General features: G+C 60.1%; 11 protein-coding genes. 9 read left to right on the forward strand and 2 right to left on the reverse strand.

Annotation, left to right across the window (positions count from 1 at the left end):
* Window positions 1-27 precede the first annotated feature (27 nt).
* The 3 genes from WBB14_RS01690 (at window position 28) to WBB14_RS01700 (ending at window position 3099) form a co-directional block, all read left to right on the forward strand.
* On the forward strand, window positions 28-1026 hold the full coding sequence (locus tag WBB14_RS01690) for a Bug family tripartite tricarboxylate transporter substrate binding protein (RefSeq protein ID WP_207467257.1): 999 nt from the start codon (window positions 28-30) through the stop codon (window positions 1024-1026).
* 112 nt (window positions 1027-1138) lie between these two features.
* Window positions 1139-1576, forward strand: a complete 438-nt coding sequence (locus WBB14_RS01695; protein WP_424238295.1) for a tripartite tricarboxylate transporter TctB family protein — start codon at window positions 1139-1141, stop codon at window positions 1574-1576.
* Complete coding sequence (locus WBB14_RS01700; protein WP_424238296.1) at window positions 1573-3099, forward strand: tripartite tricarboxylate transporter permease; 1527 nt, start codon at window positions 1573-1575, stop codon at window positions 3097-3099. The genes WBB14_RS01695 and WBB14_RS01700 overlap by 4 nt, the downstream gene beginning before the upstream one ends.
* Before the next feature lie 223 nt (window positions 3100-3322).
* Here WBB14_RS01700 and WBB14_RS01705 read toward each other — a convergent pair whose 3' ends face one another.
* Entirely contained in the window at window positions 3323-4489 is a 1167-nt protein-coding gene (locus WBB14_RS01705; protein WP_424238297.1) for a pyridoxal phosphate-dependent aminotransferase, read from the reverse strand.
* A 112-nt stretch (window positions 4490-4601) separates the two neighbouring features.
* Here WBB14_RS01705 and WBB14_RS01710 point away from each other — a divergent pair, with 112 nt between their 5' ends.
* Together WBB14_RS01710 and WBB14_RS01715 are read left to right on the forward strand one after the other, a co-directional pair.
* Window positions 4602-5636: an AbrB family transcriptional regulator gene (locus WBB14_RS01710; RefSeq protein WP_424238298.1), complete on the forward strand. Its 1035-nt coding sequence runs from the start codon at window positions 4602-4604 to the stop codon at window positions 5634-5636.
* A 221-nt stretch (window positions 5637-5857) separates the two neighbouring features.
* Complete coding sequence (locus tag WBB14_RS01715) at window positions 5858-6064, forward strand: cold-shock protein (protein WP_006216596.1); 207 nt, start codon at window positions 5858-5860, stop codon at window positions 6062-6064.
* Between the two features lie 687 nt (window positions 6065-6751).
* On the opposite strand, the gene WBB14_RS01720 is transcribed toward WBB14_RS01715, so the two are convergent.
* On the reverse strand, window positions 6752-7228 hold the full coding sequence (locus tag WBB14_RS01720) for a hypothetical protein (protein WP_424238299.1): 477 nt from the start codon (window positions 7226-7228) through the stop codon (window positions 6752-6754).
* Window positions 7229-8642: 1414 nt separating this feature from the next.
* Here WBB14_RS01720 and mnmG point away from each other — a divergent pair.
* The 4 genes from mnmG to WBB14_RS01740 are packed head-to-tail and all read left to right on the forward strand — an operon-like array spanning window position 8643 to window position 12879.
* Window positions 8643-10562, forward strand: a complete 1920-nt coding sequence (gene mnmG / locus WBB14_RS01725) for a tRNA uridine-5-carboxymethylaminomethyl(34) synthesis enzyme MnmG (protein WP_424238316.1) — start codon at window positions 8643-8645, stop codon at window positions 10560-10562.
* Window positions 10559-11248, forward strand: a complete 690-nt coding sequence (gene rsmG / locus WBB14_RS01730) for a 16S rRNA (guanine(527)-N(7))-methyltransferase RsmG (protein WP_424238300.1) — start codon at window positions 10559-10561, stop codon at window positions 11246-11248. Before mnmG ends, rsmG begins: the two co-directional genes overlap by 4 nt.
* Complete coding sequence (locus WBB14_RS01735) at window positions 11245-12045, forward strand: AAA family ATPase (RefSeq protein WP_332011400.1); 801 nt, start codon at window positions 11245-11247, stop codon at window positions 12043-12045. Before rsmG ends, WBB14_RS01735 begins: the two co-directional genes overlap by 4 nt.
* A 9-nt stretch (window positions 12046-12054) precedes the next feature.
* Entirely contained in the window at window positions 12055-12879 is an 825-nt protein-coding gene (locus tag WBB14_RS01740; protein WP_424238301.1) for a GNAT family N-acetyltransferase, read from the forward strand.
* Window positions 12880-12887 lie beyond the last annotated feature (8 nt).

Here is a 12887-nt window from a genome sequence, read left to right on the forward strand (position 1 = left end):
GACCTATAAATCTCGGAGACGCAAAAAATGCAGACTAGTCTGAAACTACGCCTGGCCGCCGTCGCGGCGCTGGGCGCGATTACCTTGTCGATGGGCGCCGCCCACGCGGCCGACGAGCCGCGTCGCCCGGAATGCATCGCGCCTGCCCAGCCCGGCGGCGGTTTCGACCTGACCTGCCGCCTGGCCACCGAAGGCCTGAAGCACAGCGGCGCGCTCAAGAGCGCCATGCGCATCGTCTACATGCCTGGCGGCATCGGCGCGGTGGCCTACAACAACATCGTGGCCCAGCATCCGAACGAGCCCGGCACCATCGTGGCTTTCTCGGGCGGTTCGCTGCTGAACCTGGCCCAGGGCAAATTCGGCAAGTACAACGTCAACGACGTGCGCTGGCTGGCGGCCATCGGCACCGACTATGGCGTGGCCGTGGTCCGCAACGATTCGCCGTATACCGACCTGAAGAGCCTGATGGACGCCTTCAAGCAGGATCCGACCAAGATCGTGCTGGGCGCCGGCGGCACCGTGGGCAGCCAGGACTGGATGAAGGCCGCGCTGACCGCCAAGGCCGCTGGCGTGGACTTCAAGAAGATGCGTTTCGTGGCATTTGAAGGCGGCGGCGAAGCCGTGACGGCTTTGCGCGGCGGCCATATCCAGGCCTACATGGGCGACGCGGCGGAAGCCTTCACCATGCTCGAAGGCGGCGCTCCCATTCGCGTACTGGCCGTGTTCAACGACCAGCGCCTGCCGGGCAAGCTGGGCACCGTGCCCACCGCCAAGGAACAAGGCTACGACATCGTCTGGCCCATCATCCGCGGCTTCTACGTGGGCCCGAAGGTGTCGGATAGCGATTACCAGTTCTGGGTTGACGCCTTCAACAAAACCACGGCCTCGCCCGAGTTCGACAAGCTGCGCCAGCAGCAAGGTCTGTTCCCCTTCAACAAGACGGGTCCCGAGTTGGATGCCTACGTGAAGAACCAGGTGAAGGTCTACGGCGAGCTGGCCGATTCCTTCGGCTTGATCAAGAAGTAAGCCAAAAGGCATTTCTCCTTATCGCGTTCGTCAGGGTTGCTCCGCCGCCGGCTTTGCCGCGGCGGCCGGGGATCCCTGCGTCGCGCGATGCGACTACAACGGAAAAGTGATCATGAACGATCGAATATTGGGCGTGGGGGCGCTTGCGCTTGCCGCCTTCATGACGGCGGCGGGCTGGGGAATCGAAGCCCCGTTCGCCTACGAGCCGGTGGGCCCGCGCGCCTTTCCGCTGCTGCTGGCGCTGATCATTGGCCTGTGCGGCCTGTGGCTGGTTTACAAGGGCGGCCATCAGGTCGAGGCCAACCCGCCTGGCGCTAACGGCCGCATCGCGCTGATGATGGCGTTCACGGTGGCTTATGCCTTCCTGTTCCAGTGGCTCGGCTTCGTGATCGCGACGTCCTTGATGACGGTATTCGTCGGCCGCTTGTTCGGCGGCGGCTGGATCAAGTGCGCCGTCGGCGGCGTCGTCATGAGCCTTTTCTTTTTTGTGCTGTTCGATAAGGTGCTGGACGTGGTCCTGCCTGGCGGCCTGCTGGAGACCCTGATATGAGCGGCATTCTTGATCATTTGGCGATCGGCTTTGGCGTAGCCTTATCGCTGACGAACATCCTGGTGGCCATGATCGGCTCGTTCATCGGCACCATGGTGGGCGTGCTGCCCGGCCTGGGGCCGGTCAATGGCGTGGCGATGCTGATACCGATCGCCTTCGCCATGAACCTGCCGCCCGAGACCGCGCTGATCCTGCTGGCCGCCGTCTACGTGGGCGCAGAGTATGGCGGCCGTATCACCGCGATCCTGCTGAACGTGCCGGGCGAGGCCAGCGCCATCATGACGACGCTGGACGGCTATCCGCTGGCGCGCCAGGGTATGGCGAGCGTGGCGCTGTCGCTGTCGGCATGGTCCGCATTCTTCGGCGCCATCGTGTCGGTACTGGGCATCATTCTGCTGGCGCCGTTGCTGGCGAAGTGGGCGTTGGCTTTTGGGCCGGCCGAGTACTTCGTGCTGATGATTTTCGCGTTCTGCTGCCTCACCAGCCTGTTGGGCAAACAGCCCATCAAAGGCGTGCTGGCGGCGATGATAGGGCTGTCGATTTCGGTGGTGGGTGTGGACGCGAACTCGGGCGTTTACCGCTATACCTTTGAATCGGTGCATTTGGCCGACGGCATCGATTTCGTGGTGGTCGTGATCGCGCTGTTCGCGGTCAGCGAGATGCTGGAAATGCTGGAAAAGGTCATGGCCGGCCACAGCGTCGAGGTCAAACCCAGCGGACGCAAGCTCTTCAACCTGAAAGAGATGGCTTACACCTGGTGGAGCGTGGTGCGCAGCGCGCTGGTGGGCTTTGGCGTGGGCGTGCTGCCAGGCGCTGGCGCGAGCGTGGCCGCAGCCGTCGCGTACTCGCAAGAAAAGCGCATCATTGAAGCCAAGGATCCTGAGGCCAAATTCGGCAAGGGTGACATGCGTGGTCTGGTTGCGCCGGAAGCTGCCGCCACGGCGTCGGCCATCGGGTCCTTCGTGCCGATGTTGACCTTGGGCGTACCTGGTTCGGGTACCACGGCCGTCATGATGGGGGCGCTGACGCTCTACAACATCACGCCGGGTCCGGTGCTGTTCGAAACCAAGCCTGAACTGGTGTGGGGCCTGATCGCTTCGCTGTTCGTGGCCAACGTGCTGCTGTTCATCATGAACGTGCCGCTGGTGCGCTTCTTCTCCAAGGTTCTGTCGGTACCGGGATGGCTGATGGTGCCGGGCATTCTGTGCATCAGCTACATCGGCGTCTATGCCATCAACGCAGGCACGTTCGACCTGCTGCTGGTGGCGGGCATTGGCGCCTTGGGCTACTTCCTGCGTAAGTTTGGCGTGCCCATGGCTCCGCTGGTGCTGGGGGTCGTGCTGGGCAACATGATGGAGCAGAACCTGCGCCGAGCGTTGTCGATAACCGATGGCGACGTGGCGGTGCTGTTCGCCAGTCCGGTTTCTATCTCGATGTGGGTAGGCGCGGCCGCGGTTGTGATCGTGCCGCAGATCATGCGCCGCATGCGCGCTGCGAAAAAGCTTGCCGCTGGTCCGGTCTGATTCTAGGGCGGCGCGGGTGTTGTAAAGGGCAACAGCCGAGCTGCTGGATCTTGGCCGGAAACTGCAAAGGGCGCCTTATGGGCGCCCTTTTTTTTGCGGAATGAATTAAACGGAAAATGGGGTTCGTATATACGAGCTTTTACTCACATTCTTTATAAAAAGAGCTTTTATATAGAATTCATGTGAAATTCAAGATTCATGATGAATCGCACCGGAAGCGATGTCAGACCTGGGCCAGGCGTTCCAAAGCCGCATCGAGCGTCGCGTCTTTCTTGGCGAAGCAGAAGCGCACGATGCGGTGGTTGGATTCAGGCGCGTCGGGCTGGCGATAGAACGCCGATACCGGTATCACCGTGACGCCATGATTCACCGTCAGGTCGCGCGCGAAGTCGGCTTCGTTCTGCTTGGATATCTGGCTGTAGTCGGCCAGCAGGAAGAAGGTGCCGGGGCTGGGCAGGGCACGGAAACGGGTGTGATTCAGCCCTTTCGCCAGGCGATCGCGCTTGGCCTGGTAGAAGGCCGGCAGGTCCAGGTAAGGCTTGGGATCGCGCATGAATTCGGCCAGGGCGAACTGCATGGGCGAAGGCACGGTGAACACCATGAATTGATGCACCTTGCGTAGTTCCGCGCTGAGCTGACGCGGCGCGCAGCAATAGCCGATCTTCCAACCCGTGGTGTGATAGGTCTTGCCAAAGGACGAGATCACGAAGGCATGCTCGGCCAGCAGCGGGCGGCGCGCGACGCTGGCATGCGGCTTGCCATCGAACACGATGTGTTCGTAGACCTCGTCGGAGACCAGCAGCACGCCGGTATCGCGCACGATGGCTTCCAGTGCGTCCAGGTCGCCATCGTCCAACACCGCGCCCGTCGGATTGTGCGGAAAGTTCAGCATCAACAGACGTGTCTTCGACGTGATGGCATCGCGCACGCGCTGCCAGTCGATGCGGTAGTAGGGATCGGCCTCGGTGGGCGCGCGCAGCGGCACCGGCACCGCGGTGCCGCCCGCCAGGCGGATCGCTGGCAGATAGGAGTCGTAGCAAGGTTCGATGACGACGACTTCGTCGCCGCTGCCCACGGCGGCCAGTACGGTAGCCATTAGCGCTTCGGTCGCGCCGCTGGTGACGGTGATTTCGGTTTCGGGATCGTAAGCATGGCCGTAGAGCTCGCGCGTCTTGGCGGCGATGGCTTCGCGCAGCGGCGCGACGCCCGGCATATAGGGATACTGGTTGTGGCCGTCGGCCATGGCCTTGGTAACCAGGGCGCACAAGGCGGGGTCGGGATCGAAATCGGGAAAGCCCTGGCCCAGGTTGATGGCCTTGTGCTCGATGGCCAGGCGGCTCATCACGGTAAAGATGGTGGTGCCAACGTCGGGGAGTTTGGATCGGATCATGGTGGACGCGAGAGTGAACGTTGCTAGCAGAGAGAGTTTTCGTAAGTATCCCACTAACTCATAATTCGGTTTTCTCATGAGCTTAAGGCGCGGCGGTATCGTGGTTCAGAACATGTTGTGGAGGGTATCGGGCGGTTTGGCGATCGCATTGGCTGGCGCGTTGTTGGCGGTGTGGGCGCATGTTCCGCTGCCGTGGATGCTGGGAGCGTTACTTGTGACCGCGGCGACGCGCATCGCGGGTCTGGGCACTGCGTGTCCCAGGCCGGCGCGCAATGCCGGCCAGTGGGTGATTGGAACTTCCCTGGGTCTGTACTTCACGCCGCAGGTGATAGGCCACATCGGCAGCAATGCGGGGCCCATCATCGTCGGCATGCTGTTCGCGCTAGGCCTGGCATTCATGGGCACGGCAATTCTGCGCCGCTGCACCGACGTCGATTTCAAGACGGCCTGGTTTTCTTCGGCCATCGGCGGCGCCAGCGAAATGGCGAACCTGGCCGAACGTCATGGGGCCCGCATAGACCGTGTGGCAACGGCGCACAGCGTTCGCGTGCTGATGGTGGTGGTCACCGTGCCTTTCATCTTTCAATGGTGGGGCGTGGCGGGGCTGGATCCCACGGTGCCAGGGCCCAAGGTGGTCCATGGTTGGGGACTGGCGGCGCTGGTTGCGCTCACCTGCGTGGGCGGCACGGCTTTCATGAAGCTGCGTTTACCCAATCCCTGGGTCTTGGGGCCTATGTTGGTCGCCATGATACTCACGACCAACGGCATAGAGCTGTCGGCCCTGCCGGACTATGTGCCGAAGATAGGCCAGCTGCTGATCGGCTGGTCGCTGGGCGACCGCTATCGGCCGGATTTCTTTCGTGCGGCGCCGCGTTTCATTGCGGCGGTGGCGGGCTTCACCGTGGCCGCGTTGGCGCTCGCATTCGGCCTGGGTGCTTTGCTGTCGCTGTGGTCCGCTGCGCCTATCCCCACACTGATTCTTGGCACTACGCCGGGCGGCATCGCCGAGATGGCAATCACGGCCAAGGTGCTGCAGCTGGGCGTTCCGGTAGTCACCGCATTCCACGTCATGCGCATGGTTTTTGTCGTGATGGTGACGGGGCCGATCTACGCTTTCCTGGCGCGCAGGCAGAGCCGCAGGGCCTAGTGGAACGAGATCCAGTATTAAAAATACGACATTGGGGTAAACAACAATATGAGCCTGTAATGCGTGCTGAGTATGCTGATTACGCAGTTGATTCAAGCAGCGCGCGGACTCGTTCTGCAGCTAGGCGGCAAGCGGGAACGCAGGTACCACTACCGGTCGTTGAGTTCTCACGGCGTCCTTGATTCATTGCATTTCGAGTTAATTACAGGACGCTAGAAAAAATGGCTCAGAAGGGCAAAGTTAAGTGGTTCAACGCTGACAAGGGTTACGGTTTCATCACGCCGGACGTTGGTGGCACCGATGTTTTCGCACACTTTTCCGCCATCCAGGGCCGCGGCTATCGCAGCCTGAACGAAGGCCAGGAAGTCGAATTCGAAGTCAAGGATGGTCCGAAAGGACCTCAAGCGGCCGAAATTCGCCCGCTCTAAATCGGGAAATCCCAATTTCCCGTCCGCCAGGTTCGACCTGGCTACAACGCCCCAAGACCTTCCGGTCTGGGGCGTTGTTTCATTTGGCGGCGGACGCTCTATCCGCTTGCTCCACACGGAAAGTTAGTAATCACTAACATATTCTCCGGCCGTGGATAAGTTTGTGGATAATTATTTTTGGGCATGTTTATTTTCGTGCTCATCAATGAAGCAACACCCCATCCGTCGCCGGGTTTTGCACAGTTATCCCATCCTCTTTAGAGCGATACCGACCTGCTGCCTGGATGCTTGGCTATATTCAGACGTGCTGGCGGGGCTTATGTCTAAACATGGCTTTTCTCTAGGGAATACAGGTATTTAACGCGGTTTTCGGCCGAATTTGAGGTCCGGGGTGGTCTGCCCCGGGATAATCTCCTCAGTCCGTTCTGGCCCGTTTTAACGCTGTCGGCGAGCGGTTGTTCACAAAGATATCCCCATCCCGGTTATGCACAGAATTACATCTTTTGGTGCTCTCCGGCGGTCCATCTGCCTGTGGATAGAAATGGGGATAGGCATGGAAAGCTCGTGCTTCCAAGGGATCTTCCAACTCCAACGCTACCCTTTGGGTCGAGGCTGAGCTCGATTCCGGATCGTGCAGGCGCGACGGATTTCTGGCCGAATTCGGGTCGGCGAGTTTTCCACAGGGATTCACATGAAAGACAGGTCCTCGCCCAAAAGGATGATGGTGAACCCTTTTGCGTCGGTGCAAGATAGTTGTCTGGTCAAAGAATCTGTACCGGATCGTCCGCGGTATTTGCGTAGCGGCAGACCGCAGACGGAAGCGGGTGGATAACTTTGTGGACAATCCGCTTCCACAATTTTGTGCGGCATTTTGACAGGGGCTGACTGGCGGAGTTCCAGGCCAGTTTTAAAGGCAAGGATTGTGGTGCCTGCTGCAGGCAAACGTCCAAGGCGTTGGGCGATCTTATCCACAAAGTTTTCCACGGCTTTTCGGGTCATCCAGACTTCGTCTCGGATCTGGCTTGGCAAATGCTTGGCAAGCATTCTAAATAGACATAATCGATTGCTGCCATAGGGAAGGGCGTTGTGCATTTGTGCTTTTTCATGGTTCTTGGCACTTTGCCGCTCTAATTGCGCGCACCCGTGTTTGGCTATGGCGCGCAATCTCCTCGATGACTTATCCCCAGAGTTGTTCCACGTGAAACGGCAGATATCGGTAGCTATCGGTTTTGCTAGCTTTGATGATGCTGTGTGAAATCCAATTGCGGTCGGAGCCAGAGATTCTTAAGTCCGCCGACGTGCGGACAAGTTTTGTCCGACCTGACTATTTCTTAGCCTGGCGGCCTGGAGACAGCCTCTGGCTGTCGCAGCTTATACACAGCTAGATTTTCTGAATTGGCGGACGTTGTGCTTTTCAGGTCTTAGCCAGTTTTCGCCGACACGTGAGTAGGCGGCAGTTTTATGGCTCAGATTTGGCCACTCGTTGGTCTAGGGATTGAAGAGCGGAATAGAGTCGGAAAGTTGATATTGGCCAACGGCGATGGGTGCTTTTCTCGGTGTTTGTAGTCGTTCTGGTTTCACGTGAAACAAAAAAAGTACTCTGATTTGGGTAAGGGGTAGGGTAGGGGTGGATATATTGCTTTTTTCTTGGGTAAATATTCATGAAGTTGAACTCAGTCATTGGTGGAATGACGGTGAGCCAATTGAAGATTCTTCGACCATCAAGGCTGATTTTTGTCCGCCATTGTTGATTCTTGATATCGACAGTCAGCGTCCCCGTGTTTCACGTGGAACACCACAGAGGTGGTAGCTGGATTCTGGATGCTGCCATGTCTATTTGGGGCAAATGTTCCACGTGAAACATCGTAGGTCCGCTAAATAAATGTCGATGTTTCACGTGAAACATCAATACTGGCGTGGCTTACTGGATGGAGGGATTCTCCATAGACCGTTAATTTCGTCAGAGATCCTGGTCGGCTGGACGCCGTTTGGGAACGCCGACCTGACCTTTGACGGGCTGTGACGGCGACGATCCAACAGCCCTGAGTTCATGAACAACGTATGTTTCACGTGGAACGTCCGAGCGCATACCCCCGAGAGGCTGCGATCTTCGCAACAGCATTGCGGCCATTCCCTTGGCTGTTTGTGTCGTGCCCTAATACATCGACAGTCCTAGTTGGATTGCTTTGACTCCCCCCCCGGCTGATCGGCGGAAGGCTCCCCGGGTGTTTCACGTGGAACATACCGCTTGGCTGATTGGGGAGGCTGGAGTCTCCTTACCAGGCCAAGGTCCTCCGTATGAGGTGCTCGGCGGGCCTTGCCCAAGTCATCGAAGCATCGGGCCAGCAACTGCAAGGAGAGAAGCAAACGTGGCAATGCGATGTTTCACGTGAAACCTAGCAAGCGAAACGGTGGCAAATGCCGACATATTCATTCCCCCGAGGGCTGTCTCGTTGCCTTTTTTCTACGGCGATTCGGCTCGGAATCTGCTCATGCTGCGTCGAAGCATGTTTCACGTGAAACATGCAATCCCTGCCTCTATAATGAGCACCGAACGCTCTCTTACCTCCCCCCCATCATGGACTATCCCCGCGAATTCGATGTCATCGTTGTCGGTGGCGGCCACGCCGGCACCGAAGCAGCACTGGCTGCTGCCCGCACTGGCGCCAAGACTTTGCTGTTGACGCACAACATCGAAACCCTAGGCCAAATGTCTTGCAATCCCTCCATCGGTGGGATCGGCAAGGGCCACCTTGTGAAAGAGGTGGACGCCCTGGGCGGCGCCATGGCTTTGGCAACGGATGAATCGGGGATCCAGTTCCGCATCCTGAACGGTTCGAAGGGGCCGGCAGTCCGGGCTACGCGCGCGCAGGCCGACCGTGTGCTGTACCGCAAGGCGATCCGGGGCCGCCTGGAAAACCAGCCGAATCTCTGGCTGTTCCAGCAAGCGGTCGAAGACCTGATGGTGGAGGGCGACCGTGTGGCTGGCGCTGTCACCCAAATTGGCCTGAAATTCCGGGCGAAGTCCGTGGTGCTTACCGCGGGTACGTTTCTCAATGGCCTGATTCACGTGGGCTTGCAGAACTATTCGGGTGGTCGCGCTGGAGATCCTCCGGCCATTTCATTGGGTCAGCGCCTAAAGGAACTCAAGCTGCCGCAGGGCCGCCTGAAGACCGGCACGCCGCCGCGCATCGACGGCCGCTCGATCAACTACAGCATCCTGGAAGAGCAGCCTGGCGACCTGAATCCGATTCCCGTGTTTTCGTACATGGGCAACGCCGGCATGCACCCGCGTCAGCTGCCTTGCTGGATCACCCACACCAATGCGCGCACCCACGACATCATCCGCGGCGGCCTGGACCGCTCGCCGATGTATAGCGGCGTGATCGAAGGGGTGGGCCCGCGCTACTGCCCATCCATCGAAGATAAGATCCATCGCTTTGCCGACAAGGAATCGCACCAGGTCTTTCTGGAACCCGAAGGTCTGGACACGCACGAGGTCTATCCGAATGGCGTCTCGACCAGCCTGCCTTTCGATGTGCAGCTGGCCCTGATCCATTCCTTGCCTGGTCTGGAAAACGCGCACATCCTGCGTCCCGGCTATGCCATCGAATACGACTACTTCGATCCACGTGGATTGAAGAGCACGCTGGAAACCAAGGCCATCGCCGGCCTGTACTTTGCCGGACAGATCAACGGCACCACCGGCTACGAAGAAGCGGCTGCCCAAGGCTTGTTGGCGGGCGTCAATGCCGCGTTGCTGGCATTGGATCGCGAGCAATGGACCCCGCGACGTGACGAAGCCTATTTGGGCGTGCTGGTAGACGACCTAGCCACGCGTGGCGTGACCGAGCCCTACCGCATGTTCACATCTCGGGCCGAGTACCGATTGAGCCTGCGCGAAGACAACGCCGATCTGCGTCTGACGGAAATAGGCCGTCGCCTCGGCATCGTCGACGATGCACGCTGGGATGCCTTCAATCGGAAGCGCGACGCCGTGGCTGCCGAGGTCGAACGTCTGAAATCCTCCTGGGTGAATCCGCGTCTGTTGCCAGCGGAAGTAGCCGAGCCGCTGCTGGGCAAGGCGATTGAGCGTGAGTACTCACTTGCAGACCTGCTGAAACGGCCCAATGTTTCCTATGAAGCCTTGATGGCCACTCGCAACGCCGACGGCTCGCTGTTGGCAGGCCCTGGCGTGGCGGCGGACGAGGTGTTGGCCGAGCAGGTCGAGATTCAGGTGAAGTACGCCGGCTATATCGATCGCCAGCAGGTCGAAGTTCAGAAACAGATCGCGCACGAACAGCAGACCATTCCTGCCGATGTCGATTACGACGCGGTGACCAGCCTGTCATTCGAAGTGCGCCAGAAGCTCAAGGCGCACCGGCCGGAGACCGTCGGCCAGGCCGCGCGCATCTCCGGCGTTACTCCCGCTGCAATTTCATTGCTGCTGATCCATCTGAAGCGCCTGCACTACGGCTCGCGCAAGCAAGCGGCATGAGCGCGCACACCGATACGGCCGGCGCGGACATGGCCGGCCGCCTGACTCGCGCATGCGAGCAATTGGGGCTGGAAGCCGATGCCGCCACCATGGCCAAGCTGCTGAATTATCTGTCCCAGATGCAGCGCTGGAACCGCACCTACAACCTCACCGCCATCCGCGATCCGCAGCAGATGCTGATCCAGCATCTGTTCGACAGCCTGGCCGCCGTCGGGCCGTTCAACGAGGCGCTGGGCGCTTCCGGCACACCGGCCAAGGTCTACGACGTCGGATCGGGCGGCGGCCTGCCTGGCGTCGTTCTGGCGATCATGCGGCCGCACTGGTCGGTGACCTGCGTGGACGCGGTCGAAAAGAAGACGGCATTCGTGCGGCAGATGAGCGGCGCGCTGGCTTTGTCCAATCTGCAGGCCAGCCACGCCCGCATCGAAACGCTGGCGCCTGCCGAGTGCAACATTGTCACGTCGCGCGCCTTCGCATCCTTGGACGATTTTGCGCAACTCGCAGGTCGCCATGTACGCAACGATGGTACCCTCGTCGCCATGAAGGGCAAGGTCCCCGAGGACGAAATACAGGCGCTGCATGCGCGCGGAGAATGGCAAGTCGATCACATCCAGCCGTTGCGCGTGCCTGAGCTAGAGGCCGAGCGCTGCCTCATCTGGATGCGCCGTAGTCAAGGAACCCTATGAAGAACATACCCCCCAGCACCACCGCCCGCATTTTCTGCATTGCCAACCAGAAGGGCGGTGTGGGCAAGACGACGACCGCCATCAATCTGGCGGCGGGCCTTGCCACGCACAACCAACGTGTGCTGCTGGTGGATCTGGACCCGCAAGGCAATGCCACGATGGGCAGCGGCATCGACAAGAACTCGCTAGAGTCGAACCTGTACCAGGTACTGATCGGCGAATCGAACATCGAGCAGGCCCGCGTCAAATCCGAATCGGGCGGCTACGACGTGCTGCCCGCCAACCGTGAACTGTCCGGCGCCGAAATCGACCTGGTGCAGATGGACCAGCGCGAACGCCAACTGAAGGCCGCGATCGACACCGTCGCTACCCAGTACGACTTCGTGCTGATCGATTGCCCGCCCACGCTGTCGCTGCTGACCTTGAACGGCCTGGCCGCCGCCCATGGCGTCATCATTCCGATGCAGTGCGAATACTTCGCGCTGGAAGGCCTTTCCGACCTGGTCAATACCATCAAGCGGGTGCACCGGAACATCAACGACGATCTGCGCGTCATCGGTCTGCTGCGCGTCATGTTCGATCCGCGCATGACCCTGCAGCAACAGGTGTCCGCGCAGCTCGAAGCGCACTTCGGCGACAAGGTTTTCAAGACCGTCGTGCCGCGCAACGTGCGCTTGGCCGAAGCGCCCAGCTATGGCATGCCCGGCGTGGTTTACGACCGCGGTTCGCGCGGCGCGCAGGCCTATATCTCGTTTGGCGCCGAAATGATCGAGCGCGTGAGGAAGGACCTGAAGTAGGCCGCAACCATGTCCGCTGTCACGCTCTTTTCCCAGACCGAAGCGCAAGCCTCTGGTATGCCGCGCATCGACGCGCGCGACAGCCTGCGCACGCGTCTGGAAGAGGCCGCGCTGAACGCCACGGCCGTGGGCGCGCAGCTGCTCCATGATGGCTGGCTGGTGCGTTTTGCGCATTCGCCCGTCAAGCGCGTGCGCAGTATCAATGTGCTGGGGTTATCCACACGTCCGCTGGACGAGCGGCTGGCGTATTGTTCATCGTTGTATGCGCGCCATGGCTTGCCCATGGTATTGCGCATCACCTCCATCGGTCCCGATTTTTCCCTCGACGCCGAACTGGAGTCCCGCGGTTATACCTTTACCGACGAGACCCGAGTCATGTGCACGCCGCTCGTTCCCAGGGCCTATGTCCGGGGCGATCTGCATTTCAATTTTGTCGATACCGAGCGCTTCGCGGCGGCGGTCGGGGCCATGCGCAACTCGGAATCCGGACACATCACGGAACATCGGATGCGTCTGCAAGGACTGGCTGTGGATATCTCGCCGGTGCTGGCAACGGACGCGGCGGGGCAGTGCGTTGCCGCGGGCCTGGCCGTCCGCGACGGCGATCTGCTCGGCCTGTTCGACATCGTTACCGACCCGGGGCAGCGACGCAAAGGCTACGCCGCGGCCTTGATTGAACACCTTTTGGCAACTGGCGCCGCAGGCGGCGCCACGACTGCCTATTTGCAGGTCGAGCCGGAGAATACAGCCGCGCGCGCCTTGTATGGCCGCTACGGTTTCAAAGACTGTTACGCGTATTGGTACCGCCTGCCCGCCGAGCAGGCGGACGCCTGAGCCTGGCT

Origin of the sequence: Achromobacter sp. (assembly GCF_049647645.1) — a bacterium.
GTDB lineage: Bacteria > Pseudomonadota > Gammaproteobacteria > Burkholderiales > Burkholderiaceae_B > Achromobacter.

What these genes read in the sequence shown, in the direction of transcription:
- WBB14_RS01705 (WP_424238297.1), bottom strand. Translation starts at nt 4,489, where the DNA reads ATGATCCGATCCAAACTCCCCGACGTTGGCACCACCATCTTTACCGTG.
- WBB14_RS01740 (WP_424238301.1), top strand. Translation starts at nt 12,055, where the DNA reads ATGTCCGCTGTCACGCTCTTTTCCCAGACCGAAGCGCAAGCCTCTGGT.
- WBB14_RS01715 (WP_006216596.1), top strand. Translation starts at nt 5,858, where the DNA reads ATGGCTCAGAAGGGCAAAGTTAAGTGGTTCAACGCTGACAAGGGTTAC.
- WBB14_RS01735 (WP_332011400.1), top strand. Translation starts at nt 11,245, where the DNA reads ATGAAGAACATACCCCCCAGCACCACCGCCCGCATTTTCTGCATTGCC.
- WBB14_RS01695 (WP_424238295.1), top strand. Translation starts at nt 1,139, where the DNA reads ATGAACGATCGAATATTGGGCGTGGGGGCGCTTGCGCTTGCCGCCTTC.
- WBB14_RS01710 (WP_424238298.1), top strand. Translation starts at nt 4,602, where the DNA reads ATGTTGTGGAGGGTATCGGGCGGTTTGGCGATCGCATTGGCTGGCGCG.
- rsmG (WP_424238300.1), top strand. Translation starts at nt 10,559, where the DNA reads ATGAGCGCGCACACCGATACGGCCGGCGCGGACATGGCCGGCCGCCTG.
- mnmG (WP_424238316.1), top strand. Translation starts at nt 8,643, where the DNA reads ATGGACTATCCCCGCGAATTCGATGTCATCGTTGTCGGTGGCGGCCAC.
- WBB14_RS01700 (WP_424238296.1), top strand. Translation starts at nt 1,573, where the DNA reads ATGAGCGGCATTCTTGATCATTTGGCGATCGGCTTTGGCGTAGCCTTA.
- WBB14_RS01690 (WP_207467257.1), top strand. Translation starts at nt 28, where the DNA reads ATGCAGACTAGTCTGAAACTACGCCTGGCCGCCGTCGCGGCGCTGGGC.